The organism is Corynebacterium pyruviciproducens ATCC BAA-1742 (genome assembly GCF_000411375.1).
GTDB classification, from domain to species: domain Bacteria; phylum Actinomycetota; class Actinomycetes; order Mycobacteriales; family Mycobacteriaceae; genus Corynebacterium; species Corynebacterium pyruviciproducens.
In genome coordinates this window covers 494,512-518,006 of the sequence record NZ_KE150446.1, presented here as the reverse complement: position 1 = coordinate 518,006, position 23,495 = coordinate 494,512, and the positions used below count along the sequence as shown (strand labels likewise).

18 protein-coding genes are annotated in these 23,495 nt (G+C 61.7%); 4 read left to right on the top strand and 14 right to left on the bottom strand.

All coding sequences use genetic code 11. The annotated features are described in order from the left end of the window. Positions 1 to 24: 24 nt before the first annotated feature. The 10 genes from HMPREF1219_RS02280 to HMPREF1219_RS13170 form a co-directional block, all read right to left on the bottom strand. A complete protein-coding gene (locus tag HMPREF1219_RS02280) occupies positions 25 to 699 on the bottom strand; it encodes a hypothetical protein (protein ID WP_016457399.1) in 675 nt (224 codons plus the stop codon). Next, positions 686 to 2,290 carry a VWA domain-containing protein gene (locus HMPREF1219_RS02275; protein WP_016457398.1) on the bottom strand — a complete coding sequence of 535 codons (1,605 nt, stop codon included), beginning with the start codon at positions 2,288 to 2,290 and terminating at the stop codon, positions 686 to 688. The genes HMPREF1219_RS02280 and HMPREF1219_RS02275 overlap by 14 nt, the downstream gene beginning before the upstream one ends. Further along, complete coding sequence (locus HMPREF1219_RS02270; RefSeq protein ID WP_016457397.1) at positions 2,283 to 3,464, bottom strand: hypothetical protein; 1,182 nt, start codon at positions 3,462 to 3,464, stop codon at positions 2,283 to 2,285. The genes HMPREF1219_RS02275 and HMPREF1219_RS02270 overlap by 8 nt, the downstream gene beginning before the upstream one ends. Positions 3,465 to 3,698: 234 nt before the next feature. Next, the gene (locus HMPREF1219_RS02265; protein WP_016457396.1) at positions 3,699 to 4,904 is read right to left on the bottom strand and encodes an argininosuccinate synthase; all 1,206 of its coding nucleotides are present in this window, start codon (positions 4,902 to 4,904) and stop codon (positions 3,699 to 3,701) included. 347 nt (positions 4,905 to 5,251) lie between these two features. Then, complete coding sequence (locus HMPREF1219_RS02260; protein WP_016457395.1) at positions 5,252 to 5,728, bottom strand: arginine repressor; 477 nt, start codon at positions 5,726 to 5,728, stop codon at positions 5,252 to 5,254. 468 nt (positions 5,729 to 6,196) lie between these two features. Further along, positions 6,197 to 7,060: a formate transporter FocA gene (locus HMPREF1219_RS02255; protein ID WP_016457394.1), complete on the bottom strand. Its 864-nt coding sequence runs from the start codon at positions 7,058 to 7,060 to the stop codon at positions 6,197 to 6,199. 266 nt (positions 7,061 to 7,326) lie between these two features. After that, a complete protein-coding gene (gene pheT / locus HMPREF1219_RS02250; protein WP_016457393.1) occupies positions 7,327 to 9,855 on the bottom strand; it encodes a phenylalanine--tRNA ligase subunit beta in 2,529 nt (842 codons plus the stop codon). Positions 9,856 to 9,954: 99 nt separating this feature from the next. After that, positions 9,955 to 10,962 (bottom strand): phenylalanine--tRNA ligase subunit alpha, encoded by a 1,008-nt coding sequence (gene pheS, locus HMPREF1219_RS02245; protein ID WP_180805418.1) that lies wholly within the window; start codon positions 10,960 to 10,962, stop codon positions 9,955 to 9,957. Positions 10,963 to 11,679: 717 nt separating this feature from the next. Continuing rightward, a complete protein-coding gene (locus HMPREF1219_RS13175; protein WP_016457391.1) occupies positions 11,680 to 12,618 on the bottom strand; it encodes a TrmH family RNA methyltransferase in 939 nt (312 codons plus the stop codon). A gap of 299 nt (positions 12,619 to 12,917) precedes the next feature. After that, positions 12,918 to 13,421: an NINE protein gene (locus HMPREF1219_RS13170; RefSeq protein ID WP_016457390.1), complete on the bottom strand. Its 504-nt coding sequence runs from the start codon at positions 13,419 to 13,421 to the stop codon at positions 12,918 to 12,920. A 636-nt stretch (positions 13,422 to 14,057) separates the two neighbouring features. Here HMPREF1219_RS13170 and HMPREF1219_RS02230 point away from each other — a divergent pair. Next, positions 14,058 to 14,990: a diacylglycerol kinase family protein gene (locus HMPREF1219_RS02230; protein WP_016457389.1), complete on the top strand. Its 933-nt coding sequence runs from the start codon at positions 14,058 to 14,060 to the stop codon at positions 14,988 to 14,990. Positions 14,991 to 15,452: 462 nt separating this feature from the next. Here HMPREF1219_RS02230 and rplT read toward each other — a convergent pair whose 3' ends face one another. The 3 genes from rplT to infC are packed head-to-tail and all read right to left on the bottom strand — an operon-like array spanning position 15,453 to position 16,653. Continuing rightward, positions 15,453 to 15,839, bottom strand: a complete 387-nt coding sequence (gene rplT / locus HMPREF1219_RS02225) for a 50S ribosomal protein L20 (RefSeq protein WP_005392403.1) — start codon at positions 15,837 to 15,839, stop codon at positions 15,453 to 15,455. A gap of 55 nt (positions 15,840 to 15,894) precedes the next feature. Further along, positions 15,895 to 16,089, bottom strand: a complete 195-nt coding sequence (gene rpmI / locus HMPREF1219_RS02220; protein ID WP_016457388.1) for a 50S ribosomal protein L35 — start codon at positions 16,087 to 16,089, stop codon at positions 15,895 to 15,897. A gap of 42 nt (positions 16,090 to 16,131) precedes the next feature. After that, positions 16,132 to 16,653, bottom strand: a complete 522-nt coding sequence (gene infC, locus HMPREF1219_RS02215) for a translation initiation factor IF-3 (protein ID WP_084594627.1) — start codon at positions 16,651 to 16,653, stop codon at positions 16,132 to 16,134. A 562-nt stretch (positions 16,654 to 17,215) separates the two neighbouring features. On the opposite strand from infC, the gene HMPREF1219_RS02210 reads away from it, so the two are divergent. Continuing rightward, positions 17,216 to 18,706: a cutinase family protein gene (locus tag HMPREF1219_RS02210; RefSeq protein ID WP_016457386.1), complete on the top strand. Its 1,491-nt coding sequence runs from the start codon at positions 17,216 to 17,218 to the stop codon at positions 18,704 to 18,706. A gap of 20 nt (positions 18,707 to 18,726) precedes the next feature. Here the strand turns inward: HMPREF1219_RS02210 and uvrA are convergent, their stop codons facing one another. Next, a complete protein-coding gene (gene uvrA / locus HMPREF1219_RS02205) occupies positions 18,727 to 21,600 on the bottom strand; it encodes an excinuclease ABC subunit UvrA (RefSeq protein WP_211212599.1) in 2,874 nt (957 codons plus the stop codon). 117 nt (positions 21,601 to 21,717) lie between these two features. On the opposite strand from uvrA, the gene HMPREF1219_RS02200 reads away from it, so the two are divergent. After that, positions 21,718 to 22,314, top strand: coding sequence for an MBL fold metallo-hydrolase (locus HMPREF1219_RS02200; RefSeq protein WP_016457384.1), 597 nt, complete (start codon positions 21,718 to 21,720; stop codon positions 22,312 to 22,314). A gap of 65 nt (positions 22,315 to 22,379) precedes the next feature. Next, positions 22,380 to 23,303, top strand: a complete 924-nt coding sequence (locus HMPREF1219_RS02195; RefSeq protein ID WP_016457383.1) for a DoxX family protein — start codon at positions 22,380 to 22,382, stop codon at positions 23,301 to 23,303. The last annotated feature ends 192 nt before the right edge of the window (positions 23,304 to 23,495 follow it).

The following is a 23,495-nucleotide window of genomic DNA, read 5'->3' as shown; positions in this document are numbered from 1 at the left end:
CAACCGTCCCCCACGCACCGCAGCCTACGAGGACACGGTCCCCGGGGAGTCGCCACCCTCCGAGGTGAACGGACCCAGCGGATTGGTGGCAAACCGATCCCGCAGGAGTTGCGCGTTGGAGCTCAACGTATCGAGGCTATCCTGCACAATCGCAGTACGAATCCGCGAGACAGCATCGATGAGCGAATCAAGCGCGCTTACAACACTGGCAACCGCGTCGGGGTGGAGCACGTTGGGCACATCCGCATAATCGTTGACCACCTGCGGGAAATACACCTGCACCACATCGCTCATGGTGAGCTGATGGTTAGGTTCATCCTCCAGGTCATCCCAGTGGAACAGCACGAATTTGACGGCAGTGCGCAGCTCATCGGCCTTAGCCGCGACCTTGTCCGGCACCTCCGCCGCCTCCAGCTTGCGCAGGGTGGCTTCCAGTGTCTGCTCCAACTGCACCTGCGTCGGCACTGCCGGTGCAGGTGGCAATTGTTTTTGCGCGGGCGCAGGAACAAGGAGCACGCTGGCTCCCCAGCCACACACCGCCACCAGGGGCCACAGGGCACCCAACCCGACCGTCACGTGGATGATCACGATGAGCACTGCGACAATAACGCCGACGATGTTGGGGCGCGAGAGCAGGAACGGAGTGCTCGCCTCCTGCTCACCTTTCTGGTTATGCACTGAGTGCTTACTGGAAGCCACGGATCTCCTTAAAAGCTTGCTCGAGGTCGCCGTTGACGGCATCGAAAACCTTGCCTCCGGTGAGCCTGCTCAGCTTGGTCATCTCTTCCTCGCTTGCCTCGCCGTACAGGATGACAAACACCGGCACCGACCGCGCCTGCTCGGGCAACGCGGCGTAGGCCGCCTCGAAGTCCGAATACGTCATGCCGGAGGTCTGCATACCGTCGGTCATGAGCACGATGGTGGAAATGTTCTCCGACTCACCGCTTTGCTGGAGGGCCTGGTAAACGGCGCTGTACAGGGCGGTATTGCCAAACGGTATCAGGCCATTGACAAAATCGGTGAGCTGTTGCTTGGCGGCTTCGTCGCTGCGGTTGTAGGTAACCGTCATGGTGTGCCCTGGCTCGGTACTGAACTCGTTGAGCGTCACTTCCTCGTTGTCGCGGAAGGCAACGTTGCCTGTAAGCGTCTGCGCGGAACCGTCGATGAGTTTGTTCATGATGGACTTGAGGGATCTCATCCGATCGCCCTGCATCGACCCCGACGTGTCCAGCACGTACGCGGTCGACCCCGGCGTGCGGTACTCATTGTGATAGGCGGTAACTAACTGCTGGACGGTGGAATATTCCTGGGGAAACGGCAGCTCAAAGACTGTTTGTGAGGTAAGCTCCTCGCGCATCGGAACCGCTGGATCCACGGGGCGCCGAAACGAGGCAGCAAGGTCTTCCTGGTGATCTAGCAGGAACTCGCTAAGCTTATCCACTTTCTCCTTGGAACCGGGATGGGCGGGGTTCGTCAGCGCGGCCAGCGGGTAATCTGCACTGATCGCGCCGTCCGCCGGGACGATGACCGTGATGGGGAGCCCGGCATCGCGAAGTTGCTGAAGGTTGGCCTCGTAGTTGACAATTCCGTCCACCTTCCCGGGTTCCTGGGCAAACGTGTCAGCCAACCAGCCGGACGACCCGGACGTAATCGTCTGCCCCTTGAACAGCGAGGTGAGATCATCGTAGTGGGCCTCAATATCCTGCGGAGTAAGTGAGAGACCGGTATCTGCCAGCGCCGTCGCCACCGACACGAGCGCAGAGAAGCCCGAATTGGAAGAGGTGGGGTCCGTCATGCCGAAGGTGAATTCCCCGCTAGCCGAGGCTGCCGCAAAGTCTGCCCACGTCGGCTGCTTCTTGTCCCACCCCAAGCGTTGCGCAGACTCCGTCCAGAGACCAAAGGCAACCGGGCTCGAGGCGATGGACGTGGCGGACTCCAGCTGGTCGCCCCCGCCGATGAGATCCACGTAGCGGTTAGTAGCAAACCAGGTGGCATCGACACCCCCGTTGAACTGGCCGTCTTTCAACTTCTGGGAGTTCTCCAAGGTGCCACCTGGGTAGGTCATCTCGATTGAGAAACCCAATTCGTTGGATGCCCGCGCAACCAGCGGTTCCAGGTCCTTGAGCTCCGTCGCCGCAGCGATGACGAGAGGCGACGATGAGGAAGCCCCTCCACCGTCTCGACCGGACGTGGTACTTGTGGCACCATCCGTGTCACCCCCGCCGGCCGCGCAACCCGCAAGCCCGAGAGCTGTGACGATGCTGACTAGAAATGCGAGAACCCTATTCATGTGCATCCTCTTCCATCGTTGTCGTTGGCTTGCCCGCATAGGCAACACCAACCCTCGTGATGAGGTCTTCCAGCCTGTCGTACGACGGTGGCGCGATTGAGTCCGCCAGATCCGACGGCGGGGTAAGCGAATGCTCCGCCATCACGTCCGCGAACACCTGGGAATTGTTTGGCCGAAAACCGTGCCGAGCGGCGAGCTCCTGGAGAGTCGCGTCCTCCACCAGCGCGCGACCAAGGTTCTTTCCCTCCTCGGTGAACCCGACAACCGTGTGTGCCGCCAGCACGGTGGGGCTCGGGTACACAAGTTGACCGTCCGCGTGCAGGCGCGGTGTGTCCCGCATCGCCTCGCCGAGATACTGCGCCTCGTAGATCATCACCATGGGCGCGGCGCCGATTCCCTTGCTGAGGTAATCCGCGAACGGACCGGCGGACGAGCTCGAGGTGTACCCCTGCCCAGAGAAGAACGGGATGATCGCCCCGGAGAGCTGGTCGACATTGTCTTTCATCTCCGGCGCGCGCTCGGAGAAGAGCCACGAGAGGATGGACAGGTACATCGCCGCTGAATTGGACGTGCGGATATCCGTTGTGGAAATCTGCACGCGCCGGGGCGAGGCGACCTCCGGCCCGAGGTCCCTCCACCGCTTGTCCGATTGGGCGAGGTCAATGTAGGCGTTCATATCCAACACCGTGGTGCCACCCGCGTCTCGCACCACGCCTTCCCTGGTGAGAACGTCGACCACGGGCGTGAACGTGGCGATGGCCATCGGCGAGTAGAAGGGCTCGAACTGTTCTGATCCGGCCACCTTCCCCTTGATCTTCTCTGCCGCGGGAGCCGAGGAGGGGAACGCGAAATCGTACGCATTGAGGTCTTGCTTTTCCGCGATCTCCCGCGAGCCCGAAGTCTCGACGCTGACGTTAAAGCCAAGCTCTTTGAGCCTTTGCTCGACCTCAGGATCATCAAAGAACGGGCGCTTTTCCGAGCCGATAACCCCGCGGACCTCGGTCACCCCCGGTCCCGATGAGGCCGTAGCGTCGGAGTCCGAGCCACCGAAGCCGAAACTCAGCCCGCCCGGACTGCGTCCGGCGACGACCAGCGCAAGGGCGACAACGATAAGGAGCACCCCACCGATTACCCCGCCCCGGCGGCTCTTGTTCGGCGTTTCGGACTCATTCATAGACAAATTGTAAGGCTGCGTTTCATCATCCGCATCCGGAGCAGAACATCTTCTACCTTGCGGGGGTAGGGTGGCCTTCTTGCACCTTGCAGCTGGGTTCTTACCCCCACCTGCGAAGAGGAAACCCCGGGAAGCACTACCTCAATGAAAGGCGGAGTTGCTTCCCGGGGTGGGATTTCATTGTCCAAGCCGAATATCACTGCACGGCAGTGAACCCGGTTTGTGACGAGTCAATTAAGCGCCGTGGCCCTCGCGGTCGCGCTTGGAAGCGATCTGGGAAGACAGGCCGTGGAGCTTGACAAAGCCCTTGGCGTGGCTCTGATCGAAGGTATCGCCCGTGTCGTAGGTGGCCAGGTTGAAGTCATACAGCGACTGGTTGGAGCGGCGACCGTTGACGGTGATGTTGCCGGCGTGAAGGACGAGCCGGATATCGCCGGTGACGAACTTCTGTGTCGACTGGATGAAGGCATCGAGGGAACGCTTGAGCGGACCGTACCACAGGCCGTCGTAGACCTCCTCGGACCAGCGGGCATCGATAAGCCTCTTGTAACGCGCGAGCTCACGCTCGACGGTGACATCCTCGAGAGCCTTGTGGGCGGTGATGAGAACCATCGCGCCCGGGGCCTCGTACACCTCGCGGGACTTGATGCCCACAAGACGATCCTCCACCATGTCCAGGCGACCCACGCCCTGGGCACCGCCGCGGCGGTTGAGTTCCTCGATGATTTCCAGGACGCACATCTTCTTGCCATCAATAGCGGTGGGCACACCGGATTCGAAGCTGATCACGAGCTCGTCGGGGGCGTTGCCCAGGCCCGGATCCTCGGTGTAGGCGTAGAGATCCTTTGTCGGCGGGTTCCACAAATCCTCGAGGAAGCCGGTCTCGATGGCACGGCCCCACACGTTCTGGTCGATGGAGAACGGGGACTTCTTGGACTGCTCAATGGGCAGGTTGATCTTCTCCGCGTAGGCGATGGCCTTGTCACGCGTCCACGCGTAATCGCGGGCGGGGGCGATGATCTCCAGCTCCGGAGCGAGGTTGGCAAAGCTCACCTCAAAGCGGACCTGATCGTTGCCCTTGCCGGTGCACCCGTGGGACACGTGCGTGCCGCCGTGCTCCTTGGCCGCCTTGACCAGGTGCTTGACAATAAGCGGACGGGAGATGGCAGACAGCAGCGGGTACTCGCCCATGTACATGCCGTTTGCCTGGATGGTGGGCACGCAGTATTCCTCGGCGAACTCATCGCGGGCATCAACCACGATGGCTTCCACGGCACCGCAGTCAAGCGCGCGCTGGCGCACAGCCTCCAGATCCTCGCCGCCCTGGCCGAGGTCGATGGTCACGGCGACAACCTCTCCCCCGGTCTGCTGCGCGAGGTAAGGGATAGCGACGGAGGTGTCAAGGCCACCCGAGTACGCAAGAACTACACGGTTCGTCATGATGAAAAATGCTTCTTTCTAGTTGATTACGTTGTAAAGATTGTCATTGTGCCCACACCACTCACGGCGGTGGCAGTGCACTCGCTAGCCGTGGCCACAACCAAGACCGAGGATCCCCTGGCAGAAAGCGCCCAGCGGGAGGGATTTCGCCGCGAGCGGGCGTCTATTGAGCTCGGATTTCCGCCTGGACTTAGTGGTCCCACGGCTCTCTGAAACACTGTAGCCATGTGTGCGAGCTGCCATGAGCCGCCACGCGGACACGCACGGCCGAACCAGTGGGCGATTGTAGCCGCGCAGGTGAGCTGCCCTTTGCACCGGCCCGCGCCGGGGTGGTCCACAGATCCCGGCTATCGCTTGAGAAAAATATCTCCCAAGTCCGCGCCGGAGAGCGGCTCGCGGGCGAGAACAAAGATGGTGTCATCACCTGCGATACAGCCAACCACCTCGTTGAGGCCTACTCTATCGATGAAGCTAGCCAGGTACTGAGCGGCTCCTGGCGGAGTGCGCAGCATGGCGATGCTACCCGAGTGGTCGACGCTGACGAGCATCTCGTCGAGCATCCGTCGGAGCTTTTCACGCGGGCCGTGAGGAGACGTACTGAGATCCGTTTCCATCGGTCCGACAGCATAAAACGCCCGCCCGTTATCCGGGCGGATTTTCTTCGCCCCAAGCTCGTCGAGGTCGCGTGACAGTGTTGCTTGGGTGATATCAATTCCGTCTTCCAGAAGCAGCTCAGATAGCTGCACCTGGCTAGACACCCTGGATTTGCCCAGGATTTCTAGGATCCGCGCTTGGCGCGCGGTACGTGAAACAGGATTAGACATCGGCGGTGTTCTGATTCCTTTTCTCCACGGTCCCAGTGTGTGGGACCACAAACGGCTATAGATTTCACACGATTGTATAACAAACCATGACGGTTTCATACATTACGTAGCATACTATCCACAGTGTAACAGACACCGCCGCGGAGAGTGTAGTCGAGCATGAGCCGCGAAATGGGCGAAAATTCAACGCGATCCCCGCGCCTCGCACCGATGTGCCGGCCCGGGGAACAACCCCAAGTTTTCAGTTTGGTGTACCTGTCCCCTCTCGTCCAGGCTGTCTCCCCGATCCGCGCGGGGTGCCCAGATGGGGCGTTGCGGTAGGCACACCGTAGACCGCCTTACAGGCACACCCCACTCGGACCGCCGTGGCGGCCGGAGTTACCAACGATATCCCGGCTTAGTGAGTTGCCCGCTGGCCCGCATACGGGCCAGCCGCCATGCGGATGTGCCGGCATTCGCGCTGCCGGCTTACTTTGCCTCTGATTTGGCAGCCTGGAGGGACGGCCGGTTCGGGTTCATAGCCAGCATCCCCAGTGCGACGATGGAACCACCGATGATGTTGCCGATGGTGACGGGCAGCAGGTTATCCCATAGGAAACCGCCCATGGTGAGATTCGACATGTCCAAACCGTTGGTGGCAGCGAGGATATCCGGATTGCCCTGCGCCTTGAGAATGAGGCCAAACGGAATCATGAACATGTTCGCCACGGAGTGCTCGAAACCAGAACCCACGAACAATGCGATCGGCAGCGTCACGGCGACGATCTTATCGGTCAGGCTCCGTCCGGCAAAGGAGAGCCACACGGCGAGGCAGACCATGATGTTGCAGAAGATGCCCAGGACCAGCGCCTCAAACCAGCCGTGGCTCACCTTCGCCGTGGCCGTTTTGAGGATAACAGCGCCCCAGGCACCGCCCGCCTGGGTGCCCGTGCCAGCGGCAAGAAGCCCCACCGCGACAAGAAGCGAACCGCACAGGTTGCCCAGGTACACCACGGCCCAGTGGGACAGGAGGCGCGAGGCGCTGAGCTTATGTTCAACGGCCAACAACGTGGTCATGCTCGTGGAGGTGAACAGATCGGCGCCGGTAATCACTACCATTCCCAGGCCGCAGGAGAACACGACGCCACCAAGCAGCTTGGTGATGCCAAACGGCATGTCCCCCATCCCCGTGTTGACGGTGGTGAAGAACACAAAGCCCATGGCGATCATGGCGCCGGCGAACATCGCTGAGATAAACGTAGCGCCGACCCCCTTGGTCGCCTTACCCTTCAGCCCCTTTTGGGCAACGTCAATAATCCCGGGCGGGGCAACCGCTGAAACGTAATCGGACACTTTAATCTCGCTTTCTTATAAAAGTATGGTGTGTAATTACGGTAACACCTCCGGCAGTTGTTATTTCGACTTACACCTGAGATCTGGGCTACACACCGCAGCTTGGATAGTTCATCGGCTGCGCCACTAGCGCCACGGGTGAATTCGGGGGCGCTCAATCTGCCAATGAACAGGGAAGCAGAAACCGGACCCGTGGAAGATTCCACGGATCCGGCTTCATCGGGTACACGTCCAGCCACGCCGTTGGCGTTGGCTGTGGTTGGGGGCTACTCGCCACGCAACACTGCGCCGAAGCGCTCGACGGCGAGGTCGACGGCAGCGTGGCGCGCCACGGAGGCCTCGTCGTCGGTAAGCGTGCGATCAGGAGCACGGAACGTCACAGCAAACGCCAGCGACTTTTTGTTCTCCCCCAAAGCCTCGGAGCGGTAGATATCGAAAAGCTCCACCTTCTCTGCCAGCTCGCCGACGCCCTCCTGGACGGTGGCGCGCACGGCCTCGGCGGGCACGTCCTCGTCCACCACGAGCGCAATATCCTGCAGGTTCGTGGGGAACGCGGAGAGCACGGGTGCCGGTGCTGAGGGCTCGAACGGGAGCGCGGAGATGTTCATCTCCATCGCGCACGTGCGGGCCGGCAAACCGAGTTTTTCCAGAACCTGCGGGTGCAGCTCACCGGCGTGGCCCACGACCTCACCATCAACGCGGATCGCCGCGCAACGCCCCGGATGCCAGGGCAGGTACTCGGCGTTTTCCAAGGTGATCTGCACGTCCGCAGCCCTGGCAACAACGCGGGCGGATTCGATGGCGTCCGCAAAGGTGTAGGCGCGTCCCTCACCCCACGGGCCGGCGAAGTCGACATTGCCCACGCCGACCGTGGCCACGTAGAGCGGCTGGTGCGGAAGGGTGGCGCGCAATGCGGAGACTTCTTCGTCACTCGGACGGGCGGAGGTATCGGGCATCGGCGATTTCCCGTCGCCGTGGTTGATCGCCACCTGCTCCACGCCGTAGAGCGAGAGATCGGTCGCGCCGCGGACAACGTTGCGCCGCACCGCGTCGAGCATGGACGGCAGAAGCGTCGTGCCGAGCACAGAATGGTCTGATTCCAGCGGGTTTTGCACCGTGACCACATTGCGACGCTCGTCGTCGGCAGCAAGGCCCCACGTGTCAAAGGTGTCGGTGGCGATGAACGGGGTGGGAAGAATCTCCACGTACCCGCTGTACGCCAGGGCGTGGGTGATGTGGCGGCGGCGCAGCTGGGAGGCGCTGAGACCATCGCCGGCAGGAGCCTGCGGGATGAGCGACGGGATCTTGTCCAGGCCTTCGAGCCTGGTGACCTCCTCCACCAGGTCGCACTTCTCCCGCAAATCGCCACGCCACGTCGGCGGGGTGACGGTGAGGGTATCGCCGCTACGGTCCACCTGGGCACCGATCTCCTCAAGGCGGCTGACCACGGCGTTTGAATCGTATTCGTAGCCCGCGACGCGGCCCGGGTAGCTCACGTCCATGGTGATGGACGCGGGAACGTCGGGCTCGCCGTAGAGGAACCTCTCGTCGGTGGCCTCTCCCCCGGCGATCTTCACCAGGAGGGCACAGGCGACATCGAGGGCGACCTCCACGAGCGCGGAGTCCACGCCGCGCTCGTAGCGCCTGGAGGCATCGGAGGAAATCTTGCGGCGCCGGGAGGTGCGAGCAACTCGGACCGGCTCCCACACCGCGGCCTCGAAGAACACGTTAGTGGTCACGGCATCCTCGATCTCCGAGGTGGTGCCACCCATGACGCCGGCGAGCGACTGCGCGCGGTTGTCATCGCAGATGACCACGTCTTCCTCGTGCAACTTGTGCGCGGAGTGATCAATGGCGGTGAACTCCTCGCCCTTGTGGGCGTTGCGGATGGTCAGGCCACCGGCGATCTTGTCCGCGTCAAAGGCATGCATAGGCAACCCGAGCAGCAGCATGACGTAGTTGGTCACGTCCGTCGGGGCGTTGACGGGGCGCAGCCCGGAGAGCATGAGCTCTCGCTGCAGCCAGTAGGGGGATTCCGCGTTCGGGTCGATGCCACGCACGTGGCGCAGGCCAAAGCGACGGGTCTGCGTCTCCGGATCAATCGTGATCTCAATCGGGGCCGAGCCGGTTGGTGCAGGAATCTCCGGCAACTCGAGCCCTGCTACCTCGGGGTGCACAGCCGGATCCACAAAGTTGAGGTTGAACGCGCTGGCCAGCTCGCGGGTGAGCCCGCGGGCAGAAAGCGCGTAGCCGCGGTCCGGGGTGATGTTGACATCGAACACGGTCTCCGCGAGCCCGAGCTTGTCCGCCGCCGGCTCCCCGGGCTCACCGAATCCCTCGGGAAGCGTGATGATGCCCTTGTTCTGGGCTGCGGTAAGGCCAAGCTCAGCCGCAGAGCAGATCATCCCCTCGGAGATGTGAGAGTACGTCTTGCGCGCGGAGATAGTGAACCCGCCCGGCAGGACAGTTCCCGGCAGCGAGATCACAACAAGGTCGCCCTCTTTGAAGTTGCGCGCGCCGCAGATGATGTTCTGCAGCTCGCCGGTGCCGTTGGCGTCGCCCACGTTGACCTTGCAGTTGCGGATCGGCTTCTTAAATCCGGTGAGCTCCTCGATGTTCTCCACGCGGCCGAAAACGAGCGGGCCTGTGGTTTCCTCGATGGGCTCGTAGCCCTCCGTTTCAAAGCCGACGCGGACGTAACCGGAGTCGAGCTCCTCGTCGCTGACGGACCACTGCGAATTATCGGGATTGCTGGCGCGGAGGAGGCGGGTGACCCACCCTTTAGAAATAAGCATGATGCGAAATGGCTTCTTTCAAAATAACTATTAACAGGTACGTGTGTCTGTGTGCGGTACCGGGTGCGGTGTAGCGCAGCCGGCCCCGCGAGCGCGCTGTTAGGCGCGCACGCCGAACGGTGCTGTGAAGCGAATATCGCCTTCCACCATGTCGCGCATATCGCTCAGGCCGTTGCGGAACTGCAACGTGCGTTCGAGCCCCATGCCGAACGCGAAGCCGGAGTACTCCTCCGGGTCAATGCCGGCCGCGCGGAGAACGTTGGGGTTCACCATGCCGCAACCGCCCCACTCGATCCAGCCGGCGCCGCCCTTCTTGTTGGGGAACCACACGTCCACCTCGGCGGACGGCTCGGTGAATGGGAAGTAGTTCGTGCGCATGCGCGTGGTGGTTCCCTCACCAAACAGCCGCTTGGCCAGGTGGTCGAGCGTGCCCTTGAGGTGGGCCATCGTCAGCCCCTTATCCACAGCAAGCCCTTCCACCTGGTGGAACACCGGGGTGTGGGTGGCATCAAGCTCATCGGTGCGGAACACCCTGCCGGGGCAAGCGATGTAGACGGGCAGGTCACGCGAGAGGAGCGTGCGCACCTGCACCGGTGAGGTGTGGGTACGCAGCACCTGTTTGGAGTCTTCGGGCCCCACATGGAACGTGTCCTGCAGCGTGCGGGCGGGGTGGTCTGGGAGGAAGTTGAGGGCATCAAAGTTGAAGTATTCGGCCTCCACCTCGGGCCCCTCGGCGATCTCCCACCCCATGGAAACGAAGATATCCGCGACTTCCTCGCTGAGAGTGGTGATGGGGTGCATTGCTCCGGCCTGCCGACGCGTCGTGGCGACGGTGACGTCCTCACGCTCGGCAACCAGCACCTCCGCGTTGCGCTTTTCCTCTAGCTCACGCTTGGCTTGCGCGTACCGCTTTTCGACGGCCCCCCGCGCCATGTTCACGAGCTTGCCGGCGTCCTTGCGCTGGTCCTTGGGCAAGGAACCAAGTGCGCGGCGCGCCTGCGGGATGGGGGCCTGGTCGCCGAGATGCTCGTGGCGGGCGGTGGCCAGATCTTCCAAAGAGGTCGCCGCATCAAAGGCAGCGATCGCCGCATCCCTGGCATCGTTCATTTCCTGTTCGGTGATCTCCACTTCGCTCACTGTTGCTTTTCCTCTTTTGCCTACACATTGTCGTTAGTCGCGGGCACGCACCGTGCCGAGGAGGCCTCGCCTCCACTCAGTCGCCACGCGTCCACCAGGCCACGCTAACTGCCAGGTGCCTGCGCCACGACGAACAGCCCACTGCGGTTACCCACGTCGGCTTCACCCGCACGTGATGTCCCTGTGTGGACTCGGCATCATAGCTGCGGGCGCACTCGCATCTCGGTTGCCTTTGTAAGGTAATAATGTAGTCGAGCGGTGCAGAAAGTTCCCATTTGGTCCCACTTGGTAGGCGTTCCGCGGCACGGCACGTAAGCGGCACGTACTCGCCTCGGCAGCTGCTCCCGTGGCAGCGCAGGCTACTTCCCCATCACCACCGACTCCACGGCCTCCCTCCACATGGTCTCATTCACCCACTCCTCGCAGGTGATACGCGCTAGCCAGGCGGATGGACGGACAGTGCTAAGGGCAGGGCGTGAACTGAGCGCGCACTCCTGACACATGCCCGATACCGGACCACTGCGCACGTCACCGGGTGGCGAGGATAGCAACACGCCCACCCTTGACGGCTCGCCCGCGCGCCCTGGGTCCGCCGGGCGGGACACGGCAGGAGGCCGCGCAGTTTTCATCGCTGTCGTCCTCTTAGCCCTCCTGCATGAGCCCAAACCTCATTACAGCCCGGTGAAATTAGTCCTCGTCGGTAGTTTCAGGCCGGTCCTCTCCATCCGTACCGGCACCTGCGCCACTTTCTGCTGTGAGATCTGCCGGGGTGCTTTCACCCGTGCCGGGTTCTCCGTCATCCGGGTGCCCCTCGGACTCCGTCGCCTTGACTTGGTACTTTGACGATTCGAAGAGGCAAATGGAGGCGGCCGTGGCCAAATTGAGAGATTCGGCCCTCCCCCGGATCGGGATGCGAACACGCACATCGGCCGCCTGCTGCAGCTCCTCGGGGAGACCGTGGGCCTCATTGCCAAACAACCACGCGGTAGGTTGCGCGAGCAGCTCCTCCGCCTCCGTCAAGTCAACTTCGCCGTCGGCGGCGGTGGCCACAATAGCTAGCCCCTCCGCCCGCAGCATGCTCAACACCTTCATGATGTTGCGCTCGCGCGCCACGGGAATGTGGAACAGCGAGCCTGCGGAGCTCCGCGCCGCCTTTCCCGATTGGGGGTCAACGGTGTCGCCGGCAAAGAGGACGGCATCCGCCCCCATCGCATCGGCAACCCTGATGAGGGTGCCAGCGTTGCCCGGCTCGTTTGTTTCAACCGGCACGCACATGAGCGTGGGGCGACCTTTCATTACCTCCCGAGCGGACCACAATACGTCCCTACACACGGCAAAGATCCCGGTCGAGGTGACTGTATCTTGCAGGCTGCGGGCGGCCTTCGCATCAATGAGGTGGATAAACGTCCCCATCGCCTGCCCGGCCTCGAGGATGTCCGCAAAGCGCGCGGCGGCAGACTTGGTAACGAAGATATCTGTGGCCGCACCCGTCGCCACGGCTGCTTCGACACAGTTTTCCCCTTCCACGAGGAACCGCTGCGTCTTGCGCCGCGCGGCGGTCCGCTTCAGCTTCGCCGCGTTGACAACCCGTGGGGTGCGTTCGGTGAAAATCTGTTCCCCGTCCACCGATTCTTCTTTCTGTTCAGCCCGGATTTCCTCGTGGACCCCTTCCCCACGCCGGCCGCGTTGGGGCTTGGTTGAGGGCCGTTCCCTACGCGGACCGTGTTGTGCGCGCCCGTGCGGGTGGCCGTGGCCTCCGGTTCCGCGAGCGGACTTGCGATCTCGTCGCCCCGGTTCTCCGCTCACTCGTCCACCCGGGTTGTGAGTATGCCCCGCTTCCTCGTGGGCCTCTCCTGTCACGCGTGGGTGGGAATCGTTCTGCCTGGACGAGCGGGCACGGAATCCGCCTCCCTTGCCGTTGTTGCTCATGGACGCATCGGCCTCCCCTGCCCATCGGTACCGCCCTTCACCACGATAAGAATGAACTCTACGAGGAGCCACACGCTCAACAGCCCCCAGCTGAGTAGAGCAACGGGAATCCCAAGAATGCTGAAGAACAGCCCCCAACCGGCGAGGTTAAGAACCAACTGCCCGATGCCATAGTTCATCTTCCCCATGTAGAAGTTATGGATGCCGAACCCGCCTAAAAATACGAGCAACAGAAGAGCGATGATCCAACTCCTATCGCTTACTGGGCTCATCCCACCTGCGGCGTAATACGCCTGCTGTCCTGCTCCCAGATTGGAAAAAGGCGCGGGGGTGGTGGACCACTGCGGGTTCGCTGATTGCTGCCACTGGGGCCCATTGGGTTGCGGGGCCGACGTAGTGGGGTTCTCGCCAAAGCGGGGCGGTTCAGGCCTTGGTGCAGTGCGATGCTTCTTTGGCATCCCATCGCGGTCGAAGTCGTCGGGGTTATACAGCGATGACATTACTTCTCTTTCGTTTCTTGATCAGCGAGCGCTCAGAGCGGATTAACACGTTTTCATGTGTTTCCTATTCTAGCGTCCAGCAAGACCGCGAAAATCCGCCACCGGCTGCTTGCACCTGGGAAGGAACCGAACCGTCTGTGCAGGGGCTAGGTGCCCACAAGCGGTGGCGAAACCCTAGTTCCCGAAACTGGTTCCCAACAGGAAGAAGAGCAGAGCGACGTGGTGACGGCAAGGCAATGAGCAGGTAATGACGAGGTAAGGACGATGTGATGAAGAGCTGGCAGCAGGTACACGGTGTGAGCGCCGGGCGGAAAAGAGTTGGCGGCAGGCCACCCGGCAGGGACAACGCGCGAGGTGACCGAGCACGAGCTCGACGCAGCGGTGCCACACGAGGTTGGCTGGTGCCCCGCCTTGGAGGATTCCTCAGCTTGACGGCGCATCGTTGCTGCCCGTACGCCACCGGGGCGTTACCGTCACTGCCAGCGTAACCGCCAGGAATCCCCTTTCACTATGGGTGCAGAATGAAACGATACGTACGTCCACGCACGCGGACTACTTCTCCGCCGGTATAATCCGCCACAGTGGCAGGCGAACGGACGCCCCTCACATAAGAGAGGTAAATTAGAAAGGCCCCTTGTGACAGCCAATCGCAACGTGTACACACCTGAGCAGCGAACCATCAAGCGCGTGGGTCTCATCACGAACCCTGTGGCGGGAAACAGCTCGCAAGACGTGTCTGCCATTGCTGCGGCAGAGTTCATGCGCCACGGTGTCAACGTCACATCTGCCACAGGCCTGGACCCAGAATCCACTCGCAACATCGCGTCGTGGATGCTCAAAGACCCGCACGTCGATGCAATCGTTATCGCTGGTGGCGACGGTCTGATAAACCACGTCCTGCAGGTACAGGCCGGAAGTGATAAGCCGATGGGCATCGTCCCCGCAGGCACGGGCAACGATTTCGCACACCACTACGGTATTCCCCGTAATCCTGCGCGCGCGGCCCGCGTCATCCTCAACGGCAAGGCCCAGCACACCGACATCGGCATCCATACCACCGCTGATGGGGCTAGCGAATATTTCGCCACCATCACGTGTTGCGGCTTCGATTCACGGGTCAATGACCGCTCGAATCGGCTGTCCTGGCCCACGGGAACGCCCCGGTACGTGGTTGCCGTACTCATGGAGATCCCGAGCTTCCACGGCTACCCGGCGACCGTTACACTCGACCACACCACCGTGCTGGAGCAGGATTCGTTCACCACAGTCGCTGTGGGCAACACGAGCTCCTACGGCGGCGGGATGAAAATCAGCCCTCATGCTGATCACACGGATGGGCTGCTCGATATCACCGTCATCAACGGGATGAGCATTCCCCGCGCGCTGAGGACTTTTCCCAAGGTATTCAAGGGCGAGTTCTCCAGCCAGGACGGGGTGTTCACCTACCACGCTAAGCACGTCCGCATTGAGCTCACCGGCGCGCCGGTGTACTCCGATGGCGATTATGTCTGTGACCCGCCCGTCGACATCGAAATCGCACCAGCCCAAGGATTCTTCCTCGTCCCCTAAGTTCCACCCGTGGGTTTTCGCCACGCCTTCTTCTCACGCACGCCGTATGCGATCCGGTAGCGGCCGACATGTAGCGCCGGGAACGTAGCGCCCGGCTGGTCAGACCCCGCGCGTAGAGCAAGCACGTGGGGCCGGTATGTACAGTGCATCGTCCGCCGAGTGTCAGAGGAATTCGGCTGCGGGGGTTGCAACGCAGGCAGCGGAGTTATTGCACAAGATGCGAGGGGGCACACAGGCTGCTGGGGATCCTCCCCCACAGGGTCGATGCGGTGCGAGACAAGTTTTCCCCGCGGGGCTACACACCAGAGCTCGCGCTGGTGCACCAGTGATGTACCTGTGGTGTACCGTACCCGTGGTGTTTCAGTGCCACCTCGATCCGATTGGGTGTGCTGTATGCACAAGCCACCCGGGTCCCAGGTGGGAAACTCGGGTGGCTTAGTGCTTGAAGCTCAATCTCGCTTACTACGCAGCGTTCTTCGGGGCGTTGACGTCCTCGGGGAGGGCGTTCTTGGCAGCCTCGCAGATCGCGGAGAAAGCGGCGAAATCGTTCACAGCCAGCTCGGCGAGGATCTTGCGGTCAACCTCGATCTCAGCAAGGCGCAGGCCCTGGATGAGACGGTTGTACGTAATGCCGTTCATACGCGCAGCGGCGTTGATACGGGTAATCCACAGGCGACGGAACTGGCTCTTACGCTTACGACGATCGCGGTAAGCGTAGGTCATAGAGTGCAGCCACTGCTCCTTGGCCTTACGGTACAGGCGGGAACGCTGGCCACGGTAGCCCTTGGCGGACTTAAGAATTTCGCGACGCTTCTTCTTGGCGTTTACTGAACGCTTCACACGTGCCATCTTGATAACTTCCTTCGGTTTATAGCTTGGTAGGTCGGACTATGGGCGAGGCGACTTAGGCCTTGCCAAGAAGGCGCTTGACGCGCTTCACGTCTGCGGAGGCAACGTCAACGGTGCCCTTGAGACGACGCGTACGCTTCGAAGGCTTGCTCTCAAGGAGGTGGCGACGGCCAGCACGCTCGCGGCGGAGCTTGCCCTTGCCAGAAATCTTCACACGCTTAGCCATGCCCTTGTGGGTCTTCTGCTTCATGGGATAAGTCCTTACTTCTTAAAAGATCTGCTTGCAGATGGTTTACTTCTTGCCCTTACGGACAGGTCCGAGAACCATCGTCATATTGCGACCGTCCTGCTTTGGGCGGGACTCGACAACGCCGTAGTCCTTGACGTCCTCCGAGAGACGCTCCAGGAGACGGTAGCCAAGCTCCGGGCGGGACTGCTCCCTACCGCGGAACATAATGGTCACCTTTACCTTGGAGCCCTTCTCCAGGAACCGGACGACATTGCCCTTCTTCGTCTCGTAATCGTGATCATCGATCTTGGGACGAAGCTTCTGCTCTTTGACCACAGTCTGCTGCTGGTTCTTCCGAGCCTCGCGAGCTTTCTGTGCCTGCTCATACTTGTATTTCCCGTAGTCCATGATCTTGCACACGGGAGGCTTAGCCTTGGGTGCGACTTCGACCAGATCAAGGTCGGCATCGTACGCGAGCCGTTGAGCATCCTTAACTTTAACGATGCCAACCTGCTCACCACTAGGTCCGATGAGACGGACCTCGGGAACTCGGATTCGCTCATTGATGCGAGCTTCAGCGCTGATGTGGACTCCTCAATTCACAGAAATTATTTACGGTTTACTTCGACCGCGCATAGTACTCTGATGGACAGTCAAGCGCTTTCCCCATACAAAAAATCCCACCTGCTGTTTCCAGCACGTGGGAGATCCGTACGCTCTCAACCCGAAGGCAAGAGTGAGAACCATTATCCTTCCCGGTTTTCTCCGGGCGGCATCTGGTGGGAGGGATCTCCACTTGATGTACACCGCCGTTAACGCGGTAGCTGTTGCAATATAACACACACCGCTCCAAATACCAAAATTGTGCGCGGTGCACCGCTGTAACATATCGGCGGCGCACGCATGCAGCCTATGCGCGGTGCACCTATGTACCGTGTGCGCGGTGCACCAATGTAGCCTATGCGCGAAACGTCAGTATCGCGCATAGACGGTACTAGGATCAAACGCTCGGACCACGCTCACACTAGTGCGCGAGATCCGCGGCTTGGACATCGCAAGGAGACTGCGAAAGACGCGGGGAACGTCCCAGTGCCAGGTGACAGGGTTCACCAGCTCTGCCACGTGGAAGGGTGTTCCAGCAGATAATATGAACACCATGTTTCGCCGTCTCACCGCCACGGTGCTGTCGCTGGGCATGATAGCACCGCTCACCGCAGTGGTTACCCCAGCTACTGCATCAGCCAATCCGCTGTGCACTCCTGTGTACGCCATCCAGGCGGCTGGAACCGGCTACTCCAGCAGATCGCAATCCACGCAGCCCATCCCGTTATATGTGGACGGCTGGAACCCGGCAGATGCGTTGCAGCGGCGCTTCGGTGCCCGCAACGTCGGTGGCTATAACGTCGCCTACCCCGCAAGCCTTGGACGCATCAGCGCCTTCACCGCGAACCCTGCCGGCACCGAGGACACCACCTACGGCGAATCCGTCCTCGCGGGAGCCACTACCGCCACCGACGAGATGTCACGAGTGGCCGCTGGCTGCCCCGCAACAAAGTTTGTCCTCGTCGGTTACTCGCAGGGTGCCTCCGTCATCGGCAACGCCGCCGGAGAGGTTGCCGCAGGCCACGTCGCTCACGTCACCACAGATTCCATCGCCGGTGTCGTCCTCGTGGCCGATCCTGGTCGCGCACCGGTGGTACCCAACCCGCCCAAGGAGCGGGCAGACCTGGCCGCGCGCAACGCCGGGGTGCCCGGAGCCAACGGGGAAATCATCGTCGGCGGTAACTCGGGTGTCCTCCCCAGCCGGGTCGGGATGACCGGGCCACGCCCAGTGGGCTTTGCCGGGCTGGAGGGCAAGGTCATTTCGCTGTGCAACAGCGATGACATGGCGTGTTCCATCCCGGAGGGCTCCCTCATCCGCGATCTAGCCGACTACGCCAACCGCGTCGAATGGCCAGGCCCCAGCGATAGGCAGACAATCGAGACGATCGCATACATAAAAGAACAGCTAGAGGCGGGTGTGCCGCTGGACAAGGCGCTGGCCAATGCGGACTTCACGTGGCTCGGCGTGCTCAGCCTGATCTCCGCCATTGTGGAGGTAGGGGCCTACCTCAAGATTGTGGATAGCCACACGCGCCCGGACCTCAACTTCGTCCAGCTCGTCGCGCTGTCACTCATCTCGGCGCTACCTGGCCTTGCCGCCAAGGGAAACTCCGCCGAGTACCTCGTCCCCGCAGCACAAGGCCTGGTATCCGGGGTTGAACAAATCTCCCCCGTGGCCGCCGCGACAATTTCCCTTGTCGCAGAGTCTTTCAACCTTGTGTTCACCGCCGAGCGCCCGTTCCGTCAGTTCAGCGATGCACGGGCGGTGTCAACAAGACGCGACGCGGAAAACCTGCTCGCCATCATCGCCGCAAACACCGGCCTGGTGCCTCTGCTCCGCGACCCAGCCAACGCCAACCTCGTCGAGTCGATGGGGGTGGCCGGCGACTTTGGCTTCGCCCACATCTCCTACTTCGATGATCACTTCATGGTGGGTGACCGCACCGGCACCGACTTTGCCGATGATTGGCTTGCCACGCGTGTGGCCGAGCTCATCCCACAGGGTAACGGCAGCTCGCAGAGCGCGCCTCGCTAGCACAACTGGCTCGGCCGCTTTTACTTTCCGTTCTTGCCCGCGCTGGCGAGCATGTCCTTCAGGTACAAACCGGTGTACGAACCTTCCACCTGCGCCACTTCTTCGGGTGTTCCCTGGGCTACAACCTGGCCACCACCGGAGCCACCTTCGGGCCCCATATCAATAATCCAGTCTGCAGCCTTGATCACATCGAGGTTGTGCTCAATGACGATGACGGTATTGCCCTTGTCCACCAGCCCGTTGATCACAAGCATGAGCTTGGAAATATCGTCAAAGTGCAGGCCGGTTGTGGGCTCGTCCAGGATGTACACGGTGCGCCCCATCGACCTCTTCTGCAGCTCGGAGGCGAGCTTAACGCGCTGCGCCTCACCGCCCGACAGAGTTGTCGCCGCCTGCCCCAGCTTGACGTAGCCAAGGCCCACCTCGTCCAGAGTGTTGAGGTAGCGGTGGATGGAGGTGATGTTCTTGAAGAACTCGGCCGCCTCAGAAATCGGCATGTCGAGCACCTCGGCGATGTTCTTGCCTTTGTACTTCACCTCGAGCGTCTCGCGGTTGTACCGCGCGCCGTGACATACCTCGCAGGGAACGTACACGTCCGGCAGGAAGTTCATCTCAATCTTGAGCGTCCCGTCGCCCTGGCACGCCTCGCACCGGCCGCCCTTGACGTTGAAGGAGAAGCGCCCTGGCTTGTAGCCACGCACCTTCGCCTCGTTGGTCTCGGCGAACAGTTTGCGCACCTTGTCAAAGACCCCTGTGTACGTCGCGGGGTTGGAGCGCGGGGTGCGCCCAATGGGCGACTGATCCACCTGAACAAGCTTGTCCAGGTTGTCCAGGCCCGTTACGTCTTTCACGTGGCCCGGCACCTGGCGGGCACGGTTGAGCTTGTTCTGCAGGGTCTTGGCCAGAATCTGGTTCACCAGCGTCGATTTGCCGGAGCCACTGACGCCGGTGACGCACGTGAGAACGCCCTTGGGAAAATCGACGTTGATCCCCTTGAGGTTGTTCTCCTCGGCCTTGACCACATGAATCATGTTCTTCTCATCCACGGGACGCCGCGTGTCCGGCACCGGCAGTATCTTTTTGCCCGAAAGGTACTGGCCGGTGAGGGATTCCTCACACTCCAAAAGCCCCGCCGGGTCACCCTGGTAGACCACCTCGCCGCCGTGCACGCCGGCGCGCGGTCCGATGTCCACCACGTAGTTCGCCTCGCGGATCGTGTCCTCATCGTGCTCCACCACGATGAGGGTGTTGCCAATATCCCGCAGGCGCTTGAGCGTCTCGATGAGCCGGTGGTTGTCGCGCTGGTGGAGGCCGATGGACGGCTCGTCGAGCACGTACAGCACGCCTGCCAGCCCGGAACCGATTTGGGTGGCGAGCCTAATGCGCTGCGCCTCGCCGCCGGACAGAGTCCCCGCAGAGCGGGACAGCGTGAGGTAATTGAGCCCCACATCCTGGAGGAACTTGAGACGGGCATCGATCTCACGCAGGATCGCCTCGGCAATCTTGCGCTCCCTGGCGCCGAGGTCGAGGTCGCGGATGAAGTCGAGCTCATCGTCGATGGACAGCTGGGTCAGCCCGGCGATGGACTGTTCGCCGTGCTCGTGGGAGGCAAGCCGCACGGCAAGTATTTCGTCGCGCAGACGGGTGCCGTGGCAGGCGGGGCACGGAACCTCGCGCATGTAGGCGAGGAGCCTGTCCTTGGAGCTTTCGGTGCCCGCCTGCTCCACCTTGCGCTGCACGAAGTTCGCCGCGCCCTCGAACGGGGCGGTCCAGCTGCGCATCCTGCCGTACCGGCTCTTGTACCGCACGGACACCTTTTCCTTGGAGCCGTAGACGAGCGCGCGCTGCTGCTTCTTGGTCAGCTCACTGTAGGGCTGCTCGGGGTCGAAACCGAGTGCCACGCCGAGCCCCCTAATGAGAGCCCGGAAATAGGAGCTGTTCGGGGAGGAGCTCCACGGATGGACGGCCTCGTTGACCGGCGCGTCTGGGTTGGGAATGAGCAGGTCGATGTCCACTTCCTGCCGGAATCCCAGCCCGTCGCACGTGGGGCAGGCGCCGTATGGCGAGTTGAAGGAGAATGCTCGCGGCTCAAGGTCCTCCACGTTAATGTGGTGCCCGTTGGGGCAGGCCATCTTCTCGGAAAAAGTAAGTTGTTCCCCGGAATCAATGAAGTCGGCTACCACGATGCCGTCGGCAAGCGAAAGTGCCTGCTCCACGGAATCGGTGAGGCGCTGCTTTTGCGATTCTTTCACCTGCAAGCGGTCAACAACCACGTCGATATCGTGCTTGATCTGCTTCTTCAGCTTCGGCGGGTCGGACAGCTGGTGCATCTCACCGTCAACGATGACGCGGGAAAAGCCCTGCGCAGCGAGGCTTTCAAAAAGGTCGACGTGCTCGCCCTTGCGGGTTTTCACCACGGGCGCGAGGATCTGGAACTTTGCTCTCTCGGGCTGCTCCAAGATCTGGTCAACGATCTGCTGCGGCGTCTGCTTGGAGATCGGGGCATCACACTCCGGGCAGTGTGGCGTGCCCGCACGGGAGTACAACAGGCGCAGGTAGTCGTAAATCTCGGTGATGGTTCCCACCGTCGATCGCGGGTTGCGGTTGGTGGATTTCTGGTCGATGGACACGGCCGGTGAAAGCCCCTCGATGAAGTCGACGTCCGGCTTATCCATCTGCCCCAAGAACATGCGCGCGTAGCTGGACAGGCTCTCCACGTACCGCCGCTGCCCCTCGGCAAAGATGGTGTCAAAGGCAAGCGATGATTTGCCGGAGCCGGAAAGCCCAGTGAATACCACAAGCTCGTCGCGCGGGATGTCTACGTTTATTCCCTTGAGGTTATTCTCCCTCGCCCCGCGAACAATCAGCCGATCAGCCACTGAACACTCCTTCATCCACTGTGTTTAAGGCACACGATTACCGTCTCGAACATACCAGCGAACAGGCACGTTTGCTAATTGTGACAGGCCAGCGGCCCACCGACATTCCTCGTCATCGCTACTGTGGGTCGTATGGCTTTACGTTTGCACCACATTTCCGTGTCCTCGATGGACAACAACTGCTACCTCCTTGCGGAGGGCGACAAGGCTTTGCTTGTCGACGCCGCGGCCGATGCGCCATCCCTCCTCTCCCTCGCGGCCTCCGCAGGCTGCACCATCACCGCCGTCCTTACCACCCACCGGCACCACGACCACGTGGGCGCCCTGGGGGAGATCCTCGATGCGACCGGCGCGACCCACTACGCCTCGGCGCTCGATGCACCGGCGCTCCCCCGCCCCGTCGATCACGAGCTAGGCCACGGCGATACGCTCGATTTCGAGGGTCACCACTTGCCTGTTTCAATCCTCAGGGGGCACACCCCTGGCGGCGCGGCCATCGCCGCCAGCATCGACGGTGTCACCCACCTCTTTGTGGGCGACAGCCTGTTTCCAGGAGGCGTGGGCAAAACCACTAACCCGAAGGATTTCCAGCAGCTGCTCACTGATGTCACCGAGCGCCTCTTTGAGGTGTACCCCGACGATGCCATCGTCCACCCAGGTCACGGCAAGCCCACTACCCTCGGCGCGGAACGGCCGCACCTTGCTGAATGGCGGGAGCGGGGTTGGTAGGCCTCCCCGTTACGCTAGACTTAATACAGCACTTGAGAACGAACGTATAAAGGAGCGTTTAACTTATGATCCGGAAGATTATCCGGCCGATGATTGCAGCGGTGTACGTTGCAGACGGCGTCAAGACTCTCAGCAACCCGGAAGAGTATGTCGAGGGAACCAAGAGCGTTCTGGATAGCGCCCGCGCCGTTCTCCCCTCCCAGTACAAGGGGTACGTACCCACGGATGCAACGATGGTCACCCAGGCAGCCGCAGGCACGCGCGTTGGCGCCGGCTCGCTGCTGGCTATTGGCAAGGTTCCGAGGCTCGCTGCCGCCACCCTGGCTGCAGTCTCTATCCCCACCATCTACGCCCGCAACGCGTTCTGGAATACCGACGATGATCAGCAGAAGGAGCAGCGCAAGAACGGCCTGCTCACCAACCTCGCGCTCCTCGGCGGCCTCGTCCTCACCTCGCTCGATACCGAGGGAAAGCCGGGGCTCGCATGGCGTGCAAAGGATGCAGGCCGTCGCGCCAACAAGGCTGTGCAGCAGGCCCTGCCGGGCAAGAGCGAGCAGGAAGAGATCCGCGACACCATCGTCGAGGGTGCCACCAACGCCAAGGACAACATTGCCAAGGGTGCCGCCACCGCGGGCACCGCGACTGCAGGTTTCCTGTCCACGGCTGGCGACAAGCTGTCCGACGCGTGGAACGAGGTGACCGACTACGTGGAGGACAACAAGGATGATTGGCTGTCCACCGCCAAGAAGAACGCCAAGATTGCCAAGAAGCGCATCGTCAAGGCAGCCGACAAGGCGCAGAAGCGTGCCGAGGAAGCCGCCTTGGAGGCACAAAAGCGTGCCGAGGATGCTACCAAGAGCGGTAAGAAGTCCGCTCGCAAGCTTGCTAAGAAGGCCGACAAGCGCGCCAGCAAGCTAAGCAACAAGGCCGAGAAGGCCGCCAACAAGGCAGAGAAGAAGCTCTCCAAGAAGCTGGAGAAGCTGAGCTAAACGCGTTAGAGCGCCGCGAACTCGCCCGGGTAACCCCGGGCGTTTTCTTATTGCTGGAGGTTCCGGTTGCAGCGGCGGCACCTAAAGCTCGCTCACCTGACGATCACTCCGGCGGTCTGACCGCCGTACGGGGCCGCCGCCTATGACTGCAGGCACGGGGCCACCACCTATGACTGCAGGCACGGGGCCACC